The sequence below is a fragment of the Streptomyces durhamensis genome (assembly GCF_000725475.1).
In the GTDB taxonomy this organism is placed as follows: Bacteria; Actinomycetota; Actinomycetes; order Streptomycetales; family Streptomycetaceae; genus Streptomyces; species Streptomyces filipinensis.
Genome location: NZ_JNXR01000038.1, coordinates 1 through 19,880, shown reverse-complemented (window position 1 = coordinate 19,880; position 19,880 = coordinate 1). Strand labels below are relative to the sequence as shown.

Sequence of the window (19,880 nt, the reverse complement as noted above, 5' to 3'; positions counted from 1 at the left end):
GCACACCAATTGTCAGTGGGGCCCGCTTTACTGGATCACATGGACATCGCGAAGTGCCTGGCCGTCATCGACGTGCTGTGTGCCCGGGAGTTCCCCGCGGAGCACGGCAGGACGGAACACGGCGAGAGCGGGCCCGGCTATCACATAGCGGCCTTACAGAGGAGCGGTGACTTCTGGGAGGACGACGGCACGGCACGGGAGGAGACGGCGGCTCAGTACGAGGCCGACCGCGACGGCCTCACGGAACTGCTCACCGGCCGGTGGGGGCCACCGCAGCGCTTCAGCCTGCGCAGCGTCCTCGTCCGGACCATGGAGGGCGAGGACATCGAGGAGCCCTGGGCCGAGCTGAGCGAGCACGTGCCGGACGTCCACCTGTGGCAGGCGCCCGTGTCGGACCGCTGGGTCTGCCTCGGCGTGTCCCACGGGTACCAGGAGCTTCCGTTTCAGTTGCTCGGCATAGTGACCGAGACCGACCCGCCCTGATCCGCCGCGCCCGCCGCCTCCCGCAGCCGGGCGAACTCCTCCGCCATCGTCGCCGCCGTCCAGTGCGCGTTCAGCCCGCTCGGATTGGGCAGCACCCACACCCGGGTGTCCCCGATGGCCCGCTCCTGCGGTCCCACCCGGGCCGTGCGGTCGCCGAAGGCGGCCCGGTACGCGGTCACCCCGACCACCGCCAGCCACCTCGGGCGCAGCCGGATCACCTTCTCGGTCAGCAGCCGCCCGCCCTCGACGTACTCCTCGGCGGTCAGCTCGTCGGCCCGCGCGGTCGCCCGCGCCACGACGTTCGTGATGCCCAGCCCGTACCCCAGCAGCTCCCGCTGCTCGGCCGGCTTCAGCAGCCTCGGCGTGAAGCCGGACAGGTGCAGCACCGGCCAGAAGCGGTTGCCGGGGCGGGCGAAGTGGTGACCGGTCGCCGCCGTCATGAGCCCCGGGTTGATCCCGCAGAAGAGCACGCGGAGGCCGTCCGCGACGACGTCCGGCACGAGACGGCCGCGGGCGGCCTCCAGGTCCGCCTGCGTGAAGCGGGGAGAGAGCGTGGCGTGCGGGTCAGAGGATCGCCCCGGGGGTGTAACCGGCCGCCTCCGGACGCTGCTTGACGATCTCCTCGATGCGGCCGACGACGACACCGACCTGGTCGGCGGCGGCACCGGTGAAGGACAGCTTGTCGGCCATCAGCGCCGCGAGCTGCTCCCGGTCCAGCGGCAGCCGGCCGTCGGCGGCGAGCTTGTCCAGCAGGTCGTTGCGCTCGGCGCCCTGCTCGCGCATCGCGAGCGCGGTGGACACGGCGTTCTCCTTGATCGCCTCGTGCGCGACCTCACGGCCGACCCCGGCCCGCACCGCGCCCATCAGCACCTTGGTGGTGGCGAGGAACGGCAGGTAGCGGTCCAGCTCACGGGCGATGACGGCGGGGAAGGCACCGAACTCGTCGAGGACGGTCAGGAAGGTCTCCAGCAGACCGTCCAGCGCGAAGAACGCGTCCGGCAGCGCGACCCGGCGCACCACCGAGCAGGACACATCGCCCTCGTTCCACTGGTCGCCCGCCAGTTCGCCGGTCATCGAGGCGTAGCCGCGCAGGATGACCATGAGGCCGTTGACGCGCTCGCAGGAGCGGGTGTTCATCTTGTGCGGCATCGCGGAGGAGCCGACCTGGCCCGGCTTGAAGCCCTCGGTGACCAGCTCGTGCCCGGCCATCAGCCGGATCGTCCTGGCCAGCGAGGACGGTGCCGCCGCCAGCTGCACCAGCGCGGTGACGACCTCGTAGTCCAGCGAGCGAGGGTAGACCTGGCCGACCGAGGTGAACGCCTGCGCGAAGCCCAGGTGCCGGGCGATCCGGTTCTCCAGCTCGGCGAGCTTGGCCGCGTCGCCGCCGAGCAGGTCCAGCATGTCCTGCGCGGTGCCGACCGGGCCCTTGATGCCGCGCAGCGGGTAGCGGCCGAGCAGCTCCTCGACGCGGCCGTAGGCGACCAGCAGCTCGTCGGCGGCGGTCGCGAAACGCTTGCCCAGGGTGGTGGCCTGCGCGGCCACGTTGTGCGAGCGGCCGGCCATGACCAGCTCCGCGTACTCGCCCGAGAGCTTGCCGAGACGCGCGAGGACGGCGACCGCGCGGTCGCGGATCAGCTCCAGAGACAGCCGGATCTGCAGCTGCTCGACGTTCTCGGTGAGGTCGCGGGAGGTCATGCCCTTGTGCACGTGCTCGTGCCCGGCGAGGTCGTTGAACTCCTCGATCCGCGCCTTCACATCGTGCCGGGTGACCTTCTCGCGCTCGGCGATCGAGGCCAGGTCGACGGTGTCGAGGACACGCTCGTAGTCGGCGATCGCCTCGTCCGGGACCTCGATACCGAGGTCCTTCTGGGCCCGCAGCACGGCGAGCCAGAGCTGCCGCTCCAGCTTCACCTTCTGCTCGGGGGACCAGAGCGTGGCGAGCTCGGCGGAGGCGTAGCGTCCGGCGAGGACGTTCGGGATGCGGGGCTTGGCGGGCGCAGAAGTCACGTGTCCAGATTCTACTGGCGGTTTGTGCAGGCCAGCGCCACGCCCCCGTTCGTCGGAACCTACGAAAGCGCCGATGGGGCTGGGGCCGTATCCGATGGGCGGCTCCGCCGCGGGGACGCGAGCGGTCACGACGCGCCGTGGACGGACGACGGCCGAGCCCGTGAGGCTATGCCGGGCCCTCGTACGGCAGCAGCTCCGGCCGCTTCGCCGGGCGGCCGTCCCCCGAGGAGCGGCCGGTCAGGCGCCGGCCTATCCACGGCAGCAGGTGCTGCCGGGCGAAGCGCGCGTCCGCCACCCGGCGCGTCACCCAGCCCGGCGGGAGGCTCGCTGGCATCGGCACCCGCCACTCGGTGTCCTCAGGCTCGTACCCGAGCGTCTGCCACACCGCCTCGGCGACCCGGCGGTGCCCCTCGGCCGTCAGGTGCAGCCGGTCCACGTCCCACAGCCGGGGGTCGCTGAGGGAGGGCGCCCCGTACAGGTCGACGACGAGCGCGCCGTGCTTGCCGGCCAGCTCGTCCACGCAGGCGAACAGCTCCTCCATGCGCGGCCGGAACCGCTCCAGCACCGGGCCCTGGCGGCCGGGGCTGCGCATCAGCACCAGCTGCCCGCAGGACGGTGCCAGCCGCTCCACGGCCTCGGTCAGCAGGGCTGTCACGCGGCCCATGTCGCACTTGGGGCGCAGGGTGTCGTTCAGCCCGCCGACCAGGGTGATCACATCGGCGTTCATGGCCGCCGCCGTGTCCACCTGCTCGTCGACGATCTGCCGGATCAGCTTTCCGCGCACGGCCAGGTTGGCGTACCGGAAGTCCGGCGTGCGGGCGGCCATCCGCCCGGCGAGCAGGTCGGCCCAGCCCCGGTAGGAGCCGTCGGGCAGCAGGTCCGACATGCCCTCGGTGAAGGAGTCGCCGACCGCGACCAGGCTGCGGTACGGGGGAGGTGTGGGATTCGTCTGCATGGCGTCAGCGATGGTATCCCGGCGCCATACCCGTCGGTCGGTCGCCCTGCGTTCCCCCCAGGGCCAGGGCCAGGGCCCCGGGTCGGGCGCCGTCGCACCACCGGCGCGATCAGCTCGGGGCGGGCTGCCCGAACAGCTCCCGCAGCACGTCCTCCATGGTCACCAGGCCGGCCAGCCGGCCGTCGTCGCCGAGCACCGCCGCCAGATGCGTACGACTGCCGCGCATCGCCGTGAGCACGTCGTCCAGCGGGGTCTTCTCCCGCACCCGCGCGATGGGCCGCATGTCCCGCAGCCGGAACGGCACGTCCCGCGGCGAGGCGTCCAGCGCGTCCTTGACGTGCAGATAGCCCACGATCCGCCGGCCCACGTCGACCACGGGGAACCGGGAGAAGCCCGACCGGGCCGACAGCCCCTCCAGTTCCTCCGGGGTGACACCCACACGTGCGTACACCACCCGCTCCAGTGGCACCACGACGTCCCGCACGGGCCGGCTGCCCAGCTCCAGGGCGTCGTGCAGCCGCTCCTGCGCCCGGTTGTCGATCAGACCGGCCTGGCTGGCGTCCTTGACGATCTCGGCGAGTTCCGTGTCCGTGAAGGTCGCCGCGACCTCGTCCTTGGCCTCCACCCTGAGCAGCTTCAGCAGCCCGTTCGCGAACGCGTTCACCGTGAAGATCACCGGGCGCAGCACCCGGGACAGCGCGACCAGCGGGGGGCCGAGCAGCAGCGCGCTGCGCACCGGTTCCGCGAGCGCGATGTTCTTCGGGACCATCTCGCCCAGCAGCATGTGCAGATAGGTCGCGAGGGCCAGCGCGATCACGAACGACACGGCGTGGCCCGCGCTCACGGGCACGCCGACCGCGTGGAACACCGGCTCCAGCAGATGCGCGATCGCCGGCTCGGCGACCACGCCCAGGACCAGCGTGCACAGCGTGATGCCGAGCTGCGCGGCGGCCAGCAGCGCCGAGACGTGCTCCAGGCCCCACAGCACGCTCTTCGCCCGCCGGTCGCCCTCCTGTGCGAGCGGTTCGACCTGCGAGCGGCGCACGGAGATCAGCGCGAACTCCGCACCGACGAAGAAGGCGTTGACGACCAGGGTCGCCAGGCCGATCAGCAGCTGTACGGCGGTCATCGCGCCTCCCCCGTGGTCTCGTCGGCCTGTTCGTCGTCCAGTGGCGCGTGCAGCAGCACCCGCGCCGCGCGGCGGCCCGAGGCGTCCACCACGTCCAGCCGCCAGCCCGCGACCGCGACCGTGTCACCGGTCGCCGGTATCCGGCCCAGCAGGGTCGCGACCAGGCCGGCCAGCGTCTCGTACGGCCCCTCGGGCGCCCGCAGGCCCACGCGCGCGAGCTGGTCGACCCGGGCGGCGCCGTCGGCCGAGTACAGGGCCCGGCCGTCCTCGTCCGCCCCCGCGGGGGCGAGGTCGGGTGTCTCGTGCGGGTCGTGCTCGTCCCGTACCTCGCCGACGACCTCCTCGACGATGTCCTCCAGGGTCGCCACGCCGGCCGTGCCGCCGTACTCGTCGATGACGACGGCCATGGTGCGCCTGCCGCCCAGCCGGTCCAGCAGCCGGTCGACGGTCAGGGACTCGGGCACGAGCAGCGGCTGGCGCATCACCTGGGCGACCGTGCGGTGGCGGCGCTCGTCGGCGGGGACGGCCAGCACGTCCTTGATGTGGGCGGTCCCGACGACCGAGTCCAGGGTGCCCCGGTAGACCGGGAAGCGGCTCAGCCCGGTGGCCCGGGTCGCGTTGGCCACGTCCTCGCAGGTCGCCTGGGTGTCCAGGGCGACGACCTGGACGCGCGGGGTCATCACGTTCTCCGCCGTGAGGTCGGCCAGGTTCAGCGTGCGCACGAACAGCTCGGCGGTGTCGGGCTCCAGCGCGCCCTCCTTGGCGGAGTGCCGGGCGAGCGCCGCCAGCTCCTGCGGTCCGCGTGCGGAGGCCAGCTCCTCGGCGGGTTCGATACCGAGCCTGCGGACGAAACGGTTGGCCGTGTTGTTCAGATGCGTGATGAAGGGCCGGAAGGCGGCGCTGAACCAGCGCTGCGGATTGCCCACCCGCTTGGCCACGGCCAGCGGCGAGGAGATCGCCCAGTTCTTCGGCACCAGCTCGCCGACGACCATCAGGAACACCGTCGACAGGGCCGTACCGAGGACCAGGGCGGCCGAAGCGGCCGCGCCGCCCGACAGCCCCATCGCACGGAACGGACCGGCGAGCAGCTTGGCGATGGACGGCTCGGCGAGCATGCCGACCACCAGGTTGGTCACGGTGATGCCGAGCTGGGCGCCGGAGAGCTGGAAGGTGAGGTTCCGGGCGGCCTTCAGGGCGCCGGGGGCGCCGCGTTCGCCGCGCCGGGCGGCCCGTTCCAGCTCACCGCGTTCCACCGTGGTCAGCGAGAACTCCGCCGCCACGAAGGCGCCACAGGCGAGTGACAGCAGGATCGCCACCAGAAGGAGGAGCACTTCGGTCATCGGGTCACCCCCGTCCCATGATCGGACAGGGCAGGGCGGGTCGCGCGGTGGCGCGTACCGGGAGGCTCGCCCATGGGCGGACGCTCACAACCTTTCATAGAGGGCCGAGTGCTCCCTCAATGGTAAAGGATGAGCAAAGAGTGCTCGGTGGCTCAGTCGGTGAGCGGCTTCACCCAGCGCCGCCAGTGCTCCTGCGGGCCGTACCCGGCCGCGCTCCACGCAGGGTGCGCCTGCTCGTTGCGCACCAGCACCATCGCGTCCGCGCGCCGCCCGCCGAGCCGTACGAACCGGTCCTCGGCGGCGGCCAGCAGCGCCGAACCGATGCCCTGCCGGCGCCGCTGCGGGCACACCGCGAGCCGGTACAGATGGCAGCGCCAGCCGTCGAAGCCCGCGATCACCGTGCCCACCAGCTCACCGTCGCTCTCGGCCAGGATCAGCGCCTCGGGGTCGCGGGCGACCAGCCGCTCCACCCCCGCCCGGTCGTCGCTGATGCTGGTGCCCTCGGCGGCCGTCTTCCAGAAGGCGAGAACGATGTCGAGGTCGGCGTGCACCGCCGGGCGTATAAGCAGGTCGGTCATGTGATCATCGGATCACGGCGTGGGTGCCCCGCGTGCGGGTTTTCATTATGCGGACTCCTCGCGCAGCCGCTCCATCACCGGCGCGAAGGCCTCCATGTACGGCTCCAGGACCGTCAGGTACGAGAATCCGAACCGCTCGCGCTGCGCCCGCACCCGCGCGACGACGTCCTCCAGCGGGCCGGCCAGCACGATGGGCAGGGCCAGGGCGTCGTCCACGGTCAGCTGCGACTGCCGCTCCAGCAGCGGCTTCAGCACGGGCTCGGGATCGTCGGTGACCGCGACGAGCTGGAGGAGCAGGTTGAGCTCCGCCGGTTCCGCGCGGTCCGCCGCCAGCTGCCGGTGGCGCGCCACCCGCTCGTCCAGCTCATCGGCGGTGAGCGGCTCCAGATCTCCCGGTGTCTTCCCCGGCCGGGCCCCGGTGAAGGCCGCGATGTCCGCGTGCTCGGCGGTCAGCCGCAGCATCCGGTCGCCGTTGGCGCCGATCAGCAGCGGGACCCGGGACTGGGCGGGCCGAGGCTGGTGTTCCGGTGAGCCGAGCAGCCGGCCCAGTTCCGCGACCGTACGGCGCAGGTGGTCCACCCGCTCGCCGGGCGAGCCGTACGGCAGCCCGGCCGTCTCGTGCTCCGCCGGCACGTACCCGGTGCCCAGCCCGAGTTCGAGGCGCCCGCCGGTGAGCGCGTCCGTGGTCGCCACCTCGCGGGCCAGCAGCGCCGGATTCCAGAAACCCGCGTTGAGCACGAACGTGCCCAGCCGGGGCCGCTCGGTCGCCTCCGCCGCCGCGACCAGTGCCGGGAACGGAGCGGCCATCCCGAGGTGGTCCGGGACGAGGATCACGTCGTACCCCAGCTCCTCGGCGCGCCGGCACTTGGCGCGCCACTCGGCGGCGGGTGCGGGCGTGAGCAGATTGACCCCGAAGCGGAACGGGCGTGACATGAACTCTCCTCGTCAGCAGGTGACTTGAGCCTGTACCTGCGATTCCATCACGTCCGCCCCGCGTTCGGCAGGCGCCCTCACTCGTGGGCGATCGCCGCCAGTATGTTCATCCGGGACGCCCGCAGCGCCGGCAGCAGCGCCGCGACCACGCCCACCACCGCCGCACCGATCACGACGGCGACGATCGTCGGCCAGGGGAACGCCAGCGCCGTCAGCCCCCGCAGGGCCAGCACCTGCTGCATGCACACACCCCACACCAGCCCCAGCGCCAGCCCGAGGACCGCGCCGAACACCGCGATCACCACCGACTCCAGCCGGATCATCCGGCGCAGCTGCCGTCGCCCCAGCCCGATCGCGCGCAGCAGCCCGATCTCGCGGGTCCGCTCCACCACCGACAGGGCGAGGGTGTTGACCACGCCGAGCACGGCGATGACGATCGCGAGGCCGAGCAGCGCGTACACCAGGTAGAGCAGGACGGCGATCTGGTTGTGGACCAGCTGCTTGTAGTCGCTCTGATCGCGCACCTGCACCTGCGGGAACGGCTTGAGCGCCCGTTCCAGGCGGGGTCGCAGATCCTGCGGTTTCGTTCCGGCGGCCGCGTTGACGTAGAGCGCCGAGTCCTGGGCGCCCGGCGCGTACCTGTCGAGGGTGGTGAGGCCGAAGTACAGGCCTCCCTGGGCGCCGAAGCCCTGCGTCGTCTCCTGGTCGGTGAGCGCCCCGACGGTCAGCTCCGCGTGCCGTCCGCCCGGGAACTCGACCGGGAGGACGCTGCCGACGCGCACGCCGTGGTCCCGGGCGAAGCCGGCGTCCATGGCGAGGTGCCCGGGCGCCAGCGCGGCCCGCGAGGTGCCCCGCGCGTAGGTGAGGTGCAGTACGTCGTCGAGTCCGGGCCCGTACGCGACGGCGGACGTGCGGACCTCGCCCCCCTGCGGCATGCGTACGGCGACCGGGGTGAGCCGCTGCGGTACCACCAGCCCGACGCCGCGCGTGCGGGCCACGCTGTGCCGCACCTCTTGGGTGAAGGGGGCGAAGTTGGTGTTCTGGACGATGAAGTCGGCGCCGAGGTTCTTGTCGATCTGCCGGTCGAACGAGGCCGACATCGAAGCGCTCGCCACCGACATCCCGCCGACCAGCGCCAGGCCCACCATGAGCGCCGCGGCCGTGGCGCCCGTACGGCGCGGATTGCGCAGCGCGTTGCGCTGGCTCATCCGGCCGACCGGGCCGAACAGAGCGGGGAAGGCCGCGCCCAGGACCCGGATCACCGGCCGCACCAGCAGCGGGCCGCCCACCACGGTCGCGATCAGCGTCAACACCACGCCCAGCCCCAGCAGCGAGGCCGCCTGCGCGGTCTTCGTGGCCGCCGCGCAGCCGGCCAGCGCCGCCGCACCGGCCGCCCCGACCACCGCACCGGCGACCGCTCGCGCCTTCAACGGCCTGCCCACACCGGCGACCTCGGCGTCGGCGAGCGCCGCCATCGGCGAGACGGCCGCCGCGCGCCGCGCGGGCAGATAGGCGGCCACGAAGGTGACACCGAGACCGACGACGTACGCCGCGACGGGCGTGCCCCAGCCGATGACCATCTCCGTGGCCTTCAGGTTCATCCCGAAGGCGCTCATCAGCCGGATCAGCCCCAGCGCCAGCCCGGCACCGGCCAGGAGGCCGAGTGTCGAACCGACCAGCCCGAGCAGCAGCGCCTCCGTCAGCACCGAGCGCCGCACCTGCCTGCGGTCCGCGCCGAGTGCCCGCAGCAGGCCGAGCTCGCGCGTGCGCTGGGCGATCAGCATGGAGAAGGTGTTGACGATGAGGAACACGCCCACGAGCAGCGCGACACCGGCGAAGCCCAGCATCACGTACTTGATCACGTCCAGGAAGGTGCCGAGGCTGGCCGCCGCCGACTTGGCCTGTTCGCCGGCGGTCTTCACGTCGTAGGTGCCGGTCCCGAGCGTCTGGCCGACACGCTTCTTGAGCTGCGCGTCGGTCACTCCGGGCGCGGCGTCCACCGAGATGCTGGTCGCCCTGGCCGCCGACCCGAGCAGTTCGCGGCCCGCCACCGCCGGGTCCAGGAAGACCAGGGCCGCGCCGGGATTGGTGGTGGTGAACGTGGCGATGCCGACCACCCGCACCCGGACCGTGCCCGGCTGCGCCTGCACGGTCAGCGTGTCGCCGATCCGTACGTGCTTCTTGCCGGCCGTGTCGGCGTCCAGCAGGGCCTCACCCGCACCGTGCGGCGCACGGCCGGAGGTCAGTTTCACCGGGCTGCGGGGTGTGACGTACCAGGCCATCGCGATGGTCGGGGCCCCGGTGGTGGGGCCGACGGACTTGTTGCGGGCGTCGACCACGACGGCGTTCTCCACCGAGACCTCGGCACGGGCCGCCGTGACGCCGTCGACCCGCGCCACGCGGTCCCGCAGCGCGGCGGGCAGGGTCTGCACCGAACCGCTGAGCCGGGCCGACCTCAGATCCTGCTTCGGCTGGACCGTGACATCGGCGGCGGTGGAGGCGAACAGCCGGTCGAAGGTGCGCGTGACGGTGTCGGAGAAGATCAGGCTGCCCGCGACGAACGCCACCGACAGGATCACGGCCAGCGCGGACAGCGCGAGCCGCCCCTTGTGCGCGAGGAAACTCCTCAGGGTCGCCTTGAGCACCGGGTCAGTCCTCCCGGGCGACGGCGTCGTCGCCGGATCGGGCCCGGACCATGTCGGAGCCGGCGGCCTGCGGGTTCCCACCGGGGAAGACGCGCATGCGTTCCAGTACCGCCTCGGCCGTCGGCCGGGCCATCTCGTCCACGATCCGCCCGTCGGCGAGGAACAGCACGAGGTCGGAGTGGGCGGCGGCGCCCGGGTCGTGCGTGACCATGACGACCGTCTGCCCGAGATCGTCCACCGCGCCGCGCAGGAAGCCCAGCACCTCCAGGCCGGCCCGTGAGTCGAGGTTCCCGGTCGGCTCGTCGGCGAAGATCAGTTCCGGCCGGGAGGCCAGTGCCCGGGCACAGGCGACGCGTTGCTGCTGGCCGCCGGAGAGCTGGGCGGGCCGGTGCGTCAGACGCCCGCGCAGCCCCAGCGTGTCGATGACCTGGTCCAGCCACGGCTGGTCGGGCTTCCGGCCCGCGATGTCCATCGGCAGGGTGATGTTCTCGGCGGCCGTCAGCGTCGGGATGAGGTTGAACGACTGGAACATGAACCCGATTCGGTCCCGCCTGAGACGGGTCAGCTCCCGTTCCCGCAATCCGGTGATCTCGGTGTCGCCCAGCCACACCTGACCGGCCGACACCGTGTCGAGCCCCGCCAGACAGTGCATCAGCGTGGACTTCCCGGAGCCCGAGGGGCCCATCACGGCGGTGAAACGGCCGCGCGCGATGTCGACGTCCACCGAGTCCAGGGCGATGACGGCCGTCTCGCCGGACCCGTAGGTCTTGGTCAGCCCGTGGGCGCGGGCCGCGATTCCGCCGTTCGGCGCGCGGCCCGGGGCGTGCTGCGCAGCTGGTGTGGACAAGACCGCCTCCCGGTCGCTTGAAACGCCCGTTCCGGGCGAGCGTAAGGGACATGCCGTCCCGGCGCAGCGGGTACGCACCCCCTTGCCTTGCTAGCACCCCGGCGCTAGCGTCGAAGCATGGCGAAGACCCAGCTGAACGTGCGCGTGGACGAGGGCACCGCCCGCGCGGCCCGCGAACGCGCCCTGGCCCGCGGCATCAGCGTCAACCGCTACATCGAAGAGCTGGTCAGACAGGACACCGGGGAACCCGGCCGTACGTTCGTCGAGGCCGCCGCCGACTTCATGAAGCAGTACGAGTCCGTGTTCGCCGAGGAGTTCAGCGAGACCCGCGGCACGGGCACCGGCGCCGGGGACGGCCGCTGATCCCTTGAACGAGCTCAGCATCGACCTCGCCTGGCTCCTCATGCTCGCCGAGCAGAAGACACCCGGGGACCCGCAGGTCACGGACTGGGGCGCGCTGGTCGCCGCCGTCGCCCGGCACCGGGCCGAGATATTCGGCGTGCCGGTCTACGACACCCCGCATGCCCGCGCCGCCTCCCTGCTCCAGCTGCTGATCCACCTGCCGGCACTGGAGCGCTCCAACGCGCTGTTCGCCTCGGCGGTCGCCTACGCCTACCTGGTCGCCAGCGGCGTGAAGGTGGTCACCACAGCCGAGCAGGTGCGCGACCTCGCCCGGCTGGTGAAGCAGGGCACGGCCGACGTGGACGAGATCGCGCGGGAGCTGCGGCGCTGGAGCCTGTGATCAGCGCGCGGCCGGCTCGTCCGGACGCCACGCGACGCCCAGCGCGCAGTACGAGGACGGCAGTGCCGGACCCTTCTCCGGCATCATCACCCGGCGGTGCGGGCCGAGGGCGAACCCGGCCTCGCGCAGCGCGGTCACCGGCCGGCGGGCCACATGACATCCGCCGGTCAGCCGGGGCCACAGGGTCCGGTCCAGCGTGCGCTGGGTCAGCGTCATCAGGGGGCCGCCGCCTTGCCCGTGCTCGAAGAACCGCACCTGGCCGCCCGGCCTGAGCACACGCCGTACCTCGCTCAGCGCCCGTCGCACGTCCCGCACGCTGCACAGCACCAGGGACAGCACGGCCGCGTCGAAGGCCTCGCTCTTGACCGGCAGGGCCTCCGCGGCGCCCGGCACCACGTCGACCGGGACCTGGGCCCGCAGGGCCGATTCGAGTGCCAACTTCCTGAGCAGGGGCTCCGGTTCGATCGCCACGACCTCCGAGACGGTGCCCGGATAGTGCGAGAAGTTCAGCCCGTTGCCCGCGCCGATCTCGATCACCCGCCCGGCCAGTCCCGCGAGCAGGCGCTCGCGCACGCCGGCCATGCCCAGCCGGGTCTCGGCGCTCACGCTGTACCGGGCGTAGCAGCGGGCGAACAGCGGATGGTGCACGGGGCTCCGCGTCACCTTGTCGGAGCCGGAGGACAGCAGCCGCATGGCGAACCTCCCGGGACGGACGGCCTAGGAGGAGTGTCCCCCGCGAAGTGCTGCCGCACCCTCAGGACCGTCAGGGGTTCTCCGCGGAGGGCTGCCGCCCCATTAAGGACCACCGGGGGCTTTGCGGAGGGCTGCCGCGCCTCCAGGACCGCCGGGGGCTCAGTGGAGGGCTGCCGCGCCTCAAGGACCGCTCGGGTTTCGCGGAGGGCTGCCGCACCTCGGGCCCGCCACGGGGCTTCACGGAGGGTGGGCCGCGCACCGCGGGGCTCCGCCCCGCACCCCGCCAGGGGCTCCGCCCCGCACCCCGCCAGGGGCTCCGCCCCTGGACCCCGCCCCGCCCACCCACCACCCGACTCGCTCGGCTGGAGGGCGGACCCGCCGCAGCTCCCGTCGGCGGGAGGGCGAACTGCCTGCGGGGCTCGGCCGGCTGGGGGCGGCTTGCCGCCGGGCTCGGTGAGGGGGTGGCCCACCACGGGGCTAGGTCAGAGGGGCGGCTCACGGTTGGGCTAGGTCGGCTGGAGGTGGGCCGCTGTCGGGCTCGGCCGGCTGGAGGGTGGGGCTTCTGTGGGGCTTGTCGCCGGGCTCCGTCAGCGAGGGGCGGCCCACGGTTGGGCTGGGTCGGCTGGGTGGCCCGCCGTCGGCCGCCCTCGGATGGAGGGTGGCTGGAAGGCGGGCCTCCGGTGTGGCTCGGTCGGTTGGGGGAGTGGGCTCGTCACCGGGTTTGGCCGGCTGGGCGGCCCGCCGTCGGCGTTCCCCGGCTGGAGGGCCGGCGGCGGAGTGCCTCGGTCGGAGAGTGGTCCGCCGGCCGGCTCGGGCGGCTGGGGGCGGTTCGTCACCGGCTTCGTCGGTTACGGCGCCTCGTGGGTTCGGAACGCGTCCGCGTCCCAGGTGCCGTCCAGGCGGGGGGCCAGCCAAGCCGGTGCCGCCGCGCGGAAGTCCGCCGGGGAAAGTGCCCCCGCCCCGCAGGGAATCGCACCGAGGAGGGGCGCGCCCGCCACCTCCGGCAGGTCGGTGACGTTGCAGCGGGTGGCGAGGTCGGGGGAGTCGGGCCAGCTGCCGATCACGATGCCGGCCAGCTCCAGCCCCCGGCGCCGCAGCTCCAGTGCCGTCAGTTCCGTCGTGTTGAGCGTGCCCAGACCGGCCTGGGCGACGACCAGCACCGGTGCGTCCAGCAGCCCGGCCGCGTCGGCCAGGGTGCCGCCGGCCGCGTCGAACCGGACGAGCAGCCCACCCGCCCCCTCGACCAGCACCAGGTCGTGCTCGGCGGCCAGCTTGGCCGCCCGGTCGGCCACCTCGTGCGGGTGCACCGGGGCCATGCCGGCCCGCCGGGCCGCCGTACCGGGCGCCAGCGGCTCCGGATAGCGGGCCAGTTCGGTGGCCGTCACCGCACCCGCGAGCCGCACGACCTCGTCGGCGTCCCCGCGTTCGTCCGGCCGTACCCCCGTCTGGGCGGCCTTCAGCACGGCCACCGAGCGCCCCGCCGCGAGCGCCGCGGCGGCGACGGCTGCGGTGGTGACGGTCTTGCCGACCTCCGTGCCCGTGCCCGTGATCACCAGTACCGGCATGTCATCCCTCCCGCGCCGCGGCGCACACCGCGCGCGCGATCCGTGTCACGTCCTCGTCCGAGGAGACGTACGGCGGCATCGTGTAGATCAGGTCGCGGAACGGGCGTAGCCACACGCCCTCCCGCACGGCGGCCGCGGTGGCCGCGGCCATGTCCACCTCGTGGTCCAGCTGGACGACGCCGATGGCCCCGAGGACGCGGACGTCCCGTACGCCAGGCAGTTCGCGGGCCGGTGACAGCCCGTCCCACAGGCCCGTCTCGATCCGCTTGACCTCCGCCCGCCAGTCCTGCCCGAGCAGCAGCTCGATGGAGGCGCAGGCGACGGCCGCCGCCAGCGGGTTGCCCATGAACGTCGGCCCGTGCGCGAGCACCGGCACCTCGCCCCGCGAGATGCCGTCGGCGATCCGCGCGGTGCACAGCGTGGCCGCTAGCGTCAGATAGCCGCCGGTCAGCGCCTTGCCCAGGCACATCACATCCGGGGTGACGCCCGCGTGCTCCGCCGCGAACAGCGCGCCGGTGCGGCCGAAGCCGGTGGCGATCTCGTCGAACACCAGCAGCACGTCGTGCGCGTCGCACGCCTCGCGCAGCACCCGCAGATACGCGGGGGAGTGGAAGCGCATCCCGCCCGCGCCCTGCACGACCGGCTCCACGATCACCGCGGCCAGCTCGTCCGCGTGGCGGGCGATCAGTTCGCGCAGCTGGTCGGCGTACGACTCCTCGTACGCCGTCGGCGGCGCGTCCGCGAAGACCTGACGGGGCAGCACGCCGGACCACAGCGCGTGCATGCCGCCCTGGGGGTCGCAGACCGACATCGGGTTCCACGTGTCGCCGTGGTAGCCGCCCCGCCAGGTCAGCATCCGCTGCTTGCGGGGCCGTCCGAGCGAGCGCCAGTACTGCAGGCACATCTTCACCGCGACCTCGACCGACACCGAACCGGAGTCGGCCAGGAAGACGTGCTCCAGGCCCGGTGGCGACATGTCGACAAGGTGCTTCGCGAGCCGCACGGCGGGCTCGTGCGTGAGCCCGCCGAACATCACATGGCTCATCCGCCCGAGCTGCCCGTGCGCCGCCTCGTTGAGGACCGGGTGGTTGTAGCCGTGGATCGCCGACCACCAGGAGGACATGCCGTCCACCAGCTCGCCCGAGCCGTCGGCGAGCCGGAGCCGGACCCCGCTCGCCGACTCCACGACCAGCGGTTCGGCACGGCCGGGCATCGGGCCGTACGGGTGCCACACATGCCGGCGGTCCAGTTCCAGCAGCTCGGGCACGCTCAGGCCGGGCAGGTCAGGCATTGGGCGCGAGGTCCGTTCCGGCACCCCGGCGGCGGACCGCCACGAGGTCGGTGCGCGCCTCCTGCGGGGCCGGCGCGGTCGCCGGACCCGCCGTACCGCACGCGGCGGCCGCCGTACCGCACGCGTCCGCGCCCTCGTGCGAGCCGCAGCCCTCGTGCGAGCCGCAGACGGAGCCGCATCCGGCGCTCTCGTGCGAGCCGCAGCCGCCCGCGGCCTCGACCCGGTGCTCCGGCAGCGTCACCTCACCGGCGCCCTCCACCTCGAACCCGGCGTCCGCGACCATCTCCAGGTCGGCCTTGCCGGCCTGGCCCTCGCTGGTCAGGTAGTCGCCGAGGAAGATCGAGTTGGCGAGGTGCAGCGCGAGCGGCTGCATCGTGCGCAGGTGGACCTCGCGGCCGCCCGCGATGCGGACCTCCACGTCCGGGCAGACGAACCGGACCATCGCGAGGATCCGCAGGCAGCGCTGCGGGGTGAGGTTCCACTCCTTGGCCAGCGGGGTGCCCTCGAAGGGGATGAGGAAGTTCACCGGCACCGAGTCCGGGTCCAGGTCGCGCAGCGAGAAGACCACGTCGACCAGGTCCTCGTCGCTCTCGCCCATGCCCGCGATCAGCCCGGAGCAGGCGGACAGGCCGGCCGCGTGCGCCTTGTTCACCGTGTCCACCCGGTCGGCGTACGTGTGGGTGGTGGTGATGTCCCCGTACGTGGACTCCGAGGTGTTGAGGTTGTGGTTGTACGCGTCCGCGCCCGCCTCGCGCAGCCGCTCGGCCTGGCCGTCGGAGAGCAGACCGAGGCAGGCGCACACCTCGACGGCCTCGTTCTGCTCCTTGATCGCCTTGATGGTCTCCGAGACCCGGTCCACGTCCCGGTCCGTCGGGCCGCGTCCGCTGGCCACCAGACACACCCGCTTGGCGCCTCCGGCCAGCCCCGCGGCGGCGGCCTGGGAGGCCTCGTCGGGCTTGAGCCAGGTGTACTTCAGGATGTCGGCCTTGGAGCCGAGCCGCTGGGAGCAGTAGGAGCAGTCCTCCGGGCACAAGCCGGACTTGAGGTTGACGAGGTAATTCAGTTTCACGCGGCGGCCGAACCAGTGCCGGCGCACCTTGCCGGCCGCGGCCACCACATCGAGCAGGTCGTCGTCAGAGGTGGCCAGTACGGCGAGTGCTTCCTCGCGGGTCGGCAGCTCGCGCCGAAGCCCCTTGTCCACCAGCGTGTTCAGCAGGTCCATGAGGTCCGATCCTGTCCTACGGGGCCGCCCTGGGCCAAGGAGAGTTTGCACAACGGAGACGGATCACCGTGTGGGTATTGCCACACCCTGGGCGGCTGGTCGTGCCGCTAGTGTCTGTCCGCTACCTACAAAATCATCGGAGGAGCCATGGCGTTCGGCTGGATCGAGGAGCAGGCGGAGGCGCGTCGCCGCGCCGGACTTGTACGGACCCTGCGCCCGCGCCCGGCCGACTCGCCGCTGCTGGATCTGGCGAGCAACGACTACCTGGGCCTGGCCCACCACCCCGAGGTGACGGAGGGAGCGGCGCGGGCCGCCCGGGTCTGGGGCGGCGGTTCGACCGGCTCCCGGCTGGTCACCGGCACCACCGAGCTGCACACCGAGCTGGAGCGTGAGCTGGCCGCGTTCTGCGGCTTCGAGGCCGCGCTGGTCTTCTCCTCCGGATACGCCGCCAACCTGGCCGCGGTCACGGCACTCGGCCCGCACGGCTCGCTGATCGTCTCCGACGCGGGCAACCACGCCTCGCTCATCGACGGCTGCCGGCTCGCCCGCGGCGAGAGGCAGGTCGTCGGGCACGCCGACCCGGAGGCGGTGCGCAAGGCCCTGGCCGGTCATCAGGGACCGGCGATCGTCGTCTCCGACACGGTGTTCTCGGTCGACGGTGACCGGGCGCCGCTGGCCGAGCTGGCCGAGGCGTGCCGGGAGCACGGCGCGGGACTGGTCGTGGACGACGCGCACGGGCTCGGTGTGCTGGGCGACGGCGGCCGGGGCGCGCCGCAGGCGGCGGGGCTGGCCGGCGCCGCGGACGTGGTGGTCACGGCCACCCTGTCCAAGTCACTGGGCAGCCAGGGCGGAGTGGTGCTCGGCCCCGCGCCGGTCATCGACCATCTGGTCAACGCGGCCCGGACCTTCATCTTCGACACGGGCCTTGCCCCGGCTGCGGCCGGCGCCGCGCTCGCGGCCCTGCGGCTGCTCGTCCGCGAACCGCAGCGGGCGGCGCGCGCCCGTGAGGTGGCCGCGGAACTGCACGCACGGCTGACCGCCGCGGGTCTGGAAGCGGTACGTCCGGACGCCGCGGTGGTCTCCGTGCGGGCTCCGTCCCCGGAACAGGCCGTGCGCTGGGCGGCGGACTGCCGTACCGCAGGGCTGGCCGTGGGCTGCTTCCGTCCTCCTTCCGTGCCGGACGGCATCTCACGGCTGCGGCTGACCGCCCGCGCGGACCTGTCCGGGGCCGAGATCGAACGCGCTGTACGTGTGATCGGCGAAACGCGACCATGAGTCGGCGTGACACGGCCGTGCTGCGCGCGTGGTCGTCTTCGGTCAGAGGGCGGTGAGGAACCCGCTCCAGCTCTCGGCGGTGAAGAGGAGTGCGGGTCCGGCCGGACGCTTGGAGTCGCGTACGGCGAGCCGTCCGGCCCAGGGGCCGGATCGCGGCCGGGCCGTCTCCACGCAGTTGTTGGCTCCCGTGCTGTAGCTGCTGCGCAGCCAGCACACGTCATGCAGGTCGGTACTGGCAGGGACGTTCCGAGGCAGTGCTGACATGGTGCCTCCTTACGCGCCGTCACCTATCCCGGCGATGTAATCCAACGTGTCCTCGGGTGAAAGGGCATGCATGCGAAGGGTGTCGAAGGCCTCCGAGTAGGCCATGAGGTCTTCTTTCCGCTCCAGGTAGAGGCTACTCGTCAACTGGTCGAGAACAACCACGTCCAGATCAGAAGTGCTCGGAAATGAGAAGATAACGAAAGGCCCGGTGAGGCCGACATGCGCTCCCGAGCCGAAGGGCAGCACCTGGAGCCGCACCTGTGGCAGCCGGGCCGCCTCCGTGAGCCGCTCCAGCTGCCGGTTCATCACCTCGGGGCCGCCCACCTCGCGGCGCAGCACCGCCTCGTCCAGCACCGCGCACAGGGTCAGCGGCGGGTCGGTGCGGAGCACGTCCTGCCTGGCCAGCCGCACCTCCACCAGCGCGTCCAGGCGTTCCTCGTCGAGGCCCTTCACAGCAGCCCGGGTGACCGCGCGGGCGTACTCGGGGGTCTGCAGCAGACCGGGTACGACCGTGGTCTCCAGGGTGCGCATCGCGCTCGCCTGCGACTCCAGGCTGATGAAATCCCGGTACGTGGACGGCAGCACCCCGCGGTAGGCGTGCCACCAGCGGTACCGGTCTCCGGCACCCTCGGAGCCCGCCAGCATCAGCAGCAACTCGCGCAGCTGTTCGTCCTGGACCTCGTAGGCGTCCAGGAGTAACCGCACATCGGCTGGTTTCACGCCGCTGGCACCGGTCTCGATACGGCTCACCTTCGACTGGTGCCAGCCGACCAGCCGAGCGGCCTCACCGCTCGTGAGCCCAGCGCCGGTCCGCAGCGTGCGCAGTTCGGCGCCCAATTTGCGACGGCGGACTGCCGGCCCGTTCTGCATGGGCTCCTCCTTACTCCTTCCGGGCCGCCCAAATACGGTCTCGCGTCGCAGAGTTCACCGCTTCGGGCGACAGATATATGCACATCTTGGTGGATCGCTCCCCGTGACCGTCCCGGTGATGGCAGTCTGACGAGCAAGCACCAGTCCGGGACCGTACTCGAACCATCCGCTCCGTGTCGGACTGCGGTCCCGTGGGAAAGGGACGACGTCGCCATGGCAGACCATCTGGAAGCATCCGTCACTCTGCCGAGCGATCCCGCCTCGGTGTCCGCCGCCCGCTCCTATGTCGTGAGCACGCTTGAGGAGTGGGGCCTGCCGGCGAACACCGACGTGGCCGACACCGTGCGGCTCATCGTCTCCGAACTCGCCACGAACGCCGTACAGCACACCTTCGGCCAGTCACCCACCTTCACGGTCGACGTCGCGCTGGACCGTGACGAACATCTGCGCATCGGCGTCACGGACAGCCACCCCCGTTTCCCGAAGAGACTGCCCGCGGCGGTCCAGCAGGACAACGGTCGCGGCATGGTCATCATCCGCTGTCTCACCGCCGAGTGCGGCGGCAGGCTCCGCGTCCGCCCCACGCGCGAGGGCGGCAAGACGGTCTCCATCGAACTTCCCTGGACCCTCCCGGCCGAGCCGGTCCGGGCAGGGGGCCCACAGGAGCCGTAGCCCTCCGGGCGGGGGCGGGGCTGGTGCGGCCCCCTCTCGCTGAGGGGCGGTGTGGAGCGGTGTGGGGCGGACCCGGGCGACGGGCTTCGGCGACTGGGTCGGGTGGCAGCGACCGGGTGGTGCGAGGAAGCGGGCGGCCGCAGCCCGGCGGCGAGACCGGCGGCTGACGGGCCGGAGGCGAGGGGCCCAGAGCGGCGGGCGCGGGCTGGGTGACGGGGCGGGGGACGGTGGGCCGGACGGTGAGGGACTTGGAGCGGCGGGAGCGGCCGTGGGTCGTCGCCGGGAGCGGGCTGGTGACGGGAATGGTGGGCCGGGCCGTGAGGGGCTCGGGGTGGTGGGAGTGGCGGCGAGTCGGGGCGGGTGGTGAGG

At 72.7% G+C, this 19,880-nt stretch carries 20 protein-coding genes; 5 read left to right on the top strand and 15 right to left on the bottom strand.

Annotated features, from left to right (window positions below):
* Positions 1-39: 39 nt before the first annotated feature.
* A complete protein-coding gene (locus tag IO33_RS0137470) occupies positions 40-483 on the top strand; it encodes a hypothetical protein (protein ID WP_031173505.1) in 444 nt (147 codons plus the stop codon).
* Here IO33_RS0137470 and mug read toward each other — a convergent pair.
* The 9 genes from mug to IO33_RS0137425 form a co-directional block, all read right to left on the bottom strand.
* On the bottom strand, positions 444-983 hold the full coding sequence (gene mug / locus IO33_RS0137465; protein WP_078964055.1) for a G/U mismatch-specific DNA glycosylase: 540 nt from the start codon (positions 981-983) through the stop codon (positions 444-446). The genes IO33_RS0137470 and mug overlap by 40 nt on opposite strands.
* Before the next feature lie 64 nt (positions 984-1,047).
* The gene (gene purB, locus IO33_RS0137460) at positions 1,048-2,490 is read right to left on the bottom strand and encodes an adenylosuccinate lyase (RefSeq protein WP_031173502.1); all 1,443 of its coding nucleotides are present in this window, start codon (positions 2,488-2,490) and stop codon (positions 1,048-1,050) included.
* 166 nt (positions 2,491-2,656) lie between these two features.
* The gene (locus IO33_RS0137455; protein ID WP_031173500.1) at positions 2,657-3,445 is read right to left on the bottom strand and encodes an SGNH/GDSL hydrolase family protein; all 789 of its coding nucleotides are present in this window, start codon (positions 3,443-3,445) and stop codon (positions 2,657-2,659) included.
* Positions 3,446-3,554: 109 nt separating this feature from the next.
* Positions 3,555-4,574: a hemolysin family protein gene (locus tag IO33_RS0137450; RefSeq protein ID WP_031173499.1), complete on the bottom strand. Its 1,020-nt coding sequence runs from the start codon at positions 4,572-4,574 to the stop codon at positions 3,555-3,557.
* Positions 4,571-5,914: a hemolysin family protein gene (locus IO33_RS0137445; protein WP_031173497.1), complete on the bottom strand. Its 1,344-nt coding sequence runs from the start codon at positions 5,912-5,914 to the stop codon at positions 4,571-4,573. Before IO33_RS0137445 ends, IO33_RS0137450 begins: the two co-directional genes overlap by 4 nt.
* A 152-nt stretch (positions 5,915-6,066) precedes the next feature.
* Positions 6,067-6,492 carry a GNAT family N-acetyltransferase gene (locus IO33_RS0137440; RefSeq protein ID WP_031173496.1) on the bottom strand — a complete coding sequence of 142 codons (426 nt, stop codon included), beginning with the start codon at positions 6,490-6,492 and terminating at the stop codon, positions 6,067-6,069.
* 45 nt (positions 6,493-6,537) lie between these two features.
* Complete coding sequence (locus tag IO33_RS0137435; protein ID WP_031173494.1) at positions 6,538-7,425, bottom strand: LLM class F420-dependent oxidoreductase; 888 nt, start codon at positions 7,423-7,425, stop codon at positions 6,538-6,540.
* A gap of 77 nt (positions 7,426-7,502) precedes the next feature.
* On the bottom strand, positions 7,503-10,070 hold the full coding sequence (locus tag IO33_RS0137430) for an ABC transporter permease (protein ID WP_031173492.1): 2,568 nt from the start codon (positions 10,068-10,070) through the stop codon (positions 7,503-7,505).
* A 4-nt stretch (positions 10,071-10,074) separates the two neighbouring features.
* A complete protein-coding gene (locus tag IO33_RS0137425) occupies positions 10,075-10,917 on the bottom strand; it encodes an ABC transporter ATP-binding protein (RefSeq protein ID WP_037686966.1) in 843 nt (280 codons plus the stop codon).
* A 117-nt stretch (positions 10,918-11,034) separates the two neighbouring features.
* On the opposite strand from IO33_RS0137425, the gene IO33_RS0137420 reads away from it, so the two are divergent.
* Together IO33_RS0137420 and IO33_RS0137415 are read left to right on the top strand one after the other, a co-directional pair.
* Positions 11,035-11,280: a toxin-antitoxin system antitoxin component gene (locus IO33_RS0137420; protein WP_031173490.1), complete on the top strand. Its 246-nt coding sequence runs from the start codon at positions 11,035-11,037 to the stop codon at positions 11,278-11,280.
* A 4-nt stretch (positions 11,281-11,284) separates the two neighbouring features.
* Positions 11,285-11,659: a hypothetical protein gene (locus IO33_RS0137415; RefSeq protein WP_031173488.1), complete on the top strand. Its 375-nt coding sequence runs from the start codon at positions 11,285-11,287 to the stop codon at positions 11,657-11,659.
* On the opposite strand, the gene IO33_RS0137410 is transcribed toward IO33_RS0137415, so the two are convergent.
* From IO33_RS0137410 to bioB, 4 genes are all read right to left on the bottom strand, one after another.
* Entirely contained in the window at positions 11,660-12,352 is a 693-nt protein-coding gene (locus IO33_RS0137410) for a class I SAM-dependent methyltransferase (RefSeq protein ID WP_031173486.1), read from the bottom strand.
* Between the two features lie 848 nt (positions 12,353-13,200).
* On the bottom strand, positions 13,201-13,917 hold the full coding sequence (gene bioD, locus IO33_RS0137405; protein WP_031173484.1) for a dethiobiotin synthase: 717 nt from the start codon (positions 13,915-13,917) through the stop codon (positions 13,201-13,203).
* A 1-nt stretch (position 13,918) separates the two neighbouring features.
* Positions 13,919-15,208: an adenosylmethionine--8-amino-7-oxononanoate transaminase gene (locus IO33_RS0137400; protein WP_031173483.1), complete on the bottom strand. Its 1,290-nt coding sequence runs from the start codon at positions 15,206-15,208 to the stop codon at positions 13,919-13,921.
* Positions 15,201-16,430: a biotin synthase BioB gene (gene bioB / locus IO33_RS0137395; RefSeq protein WP_031173481.1), complete on the bottom strand. Its 1,230-nt coding sequence runs from the start codon at positions 16,428-16,430 to the stop codon at positions 15,201-15,203. Before bioB ends, IO33_RS0137400 begins: the two co-directional genes overlap by 8 nt.
* Positions 16,431-16,577: 147 nt before the next feature.
* Between bioB and IO33_RS0137390 the strand changes: the two genes are divergently transcribed.
* Complete coding sequence (locus tag IO33_RS0137390) at positions 16,578-17,705, top strand: 8-amino-7-oxononanoate synthase (RefSeq protein ID WP_031173479.1); 1,128 nt, start codon at positions 16,578-16,580, stop codon at positions 17,703-17,705.
* 42 nt (positions 17,706-17,747) lie between these two features.
* On the opposite strand, the gene IO33_RS0137385 is transcribed toward IO33_RS0137390, so the two are convergent.
* Together IO33_RS0137385 and IO33_RS0137380 are read right to left on the bottom strand one after the other, a co-directional pair.
* Positions 17,748-17,969, bottom strand: coding sequence for a DUF397 domain-containing protein (locus tag IO33_RS0137385; RefSeq protein WP_031173478.1), 222 nt, complete (start codon positions 17,967-17,969; stop codon positions 17,748-17,750).
* Positions 17,970-17,978: 9 nt separating this feature from the next.
* Positions 17,979-18,839 carry a helix-turn-helix domain-containing protein gene (locus IO33_RS0137380; RefSeq protein WP_031173476.1) on the bottom strand — a complete coding sequence of 287 codons (861 nt, stop codon included), beginning with the start codon at positions 18,837-18,839 and terminating at the stop codon, positions 17,979-17,981.
* Between the two features lie 213 nt (positions 18,840-19,052).
* On the opposite strand from IO33_RS0137380, the gene IO33_RS0137375 reads away from it, so the two are divergent.
* Entirely contained in the window at positions 19,053-19,511 is a 459-nt protein-coding gene (locus tag IO33_RS0137375; protein WP_031173474.1) for an ATP-binding protein, read from the top strand.
* Positions 19,512-19,880 lie beyond the last annotated feature (369 nt).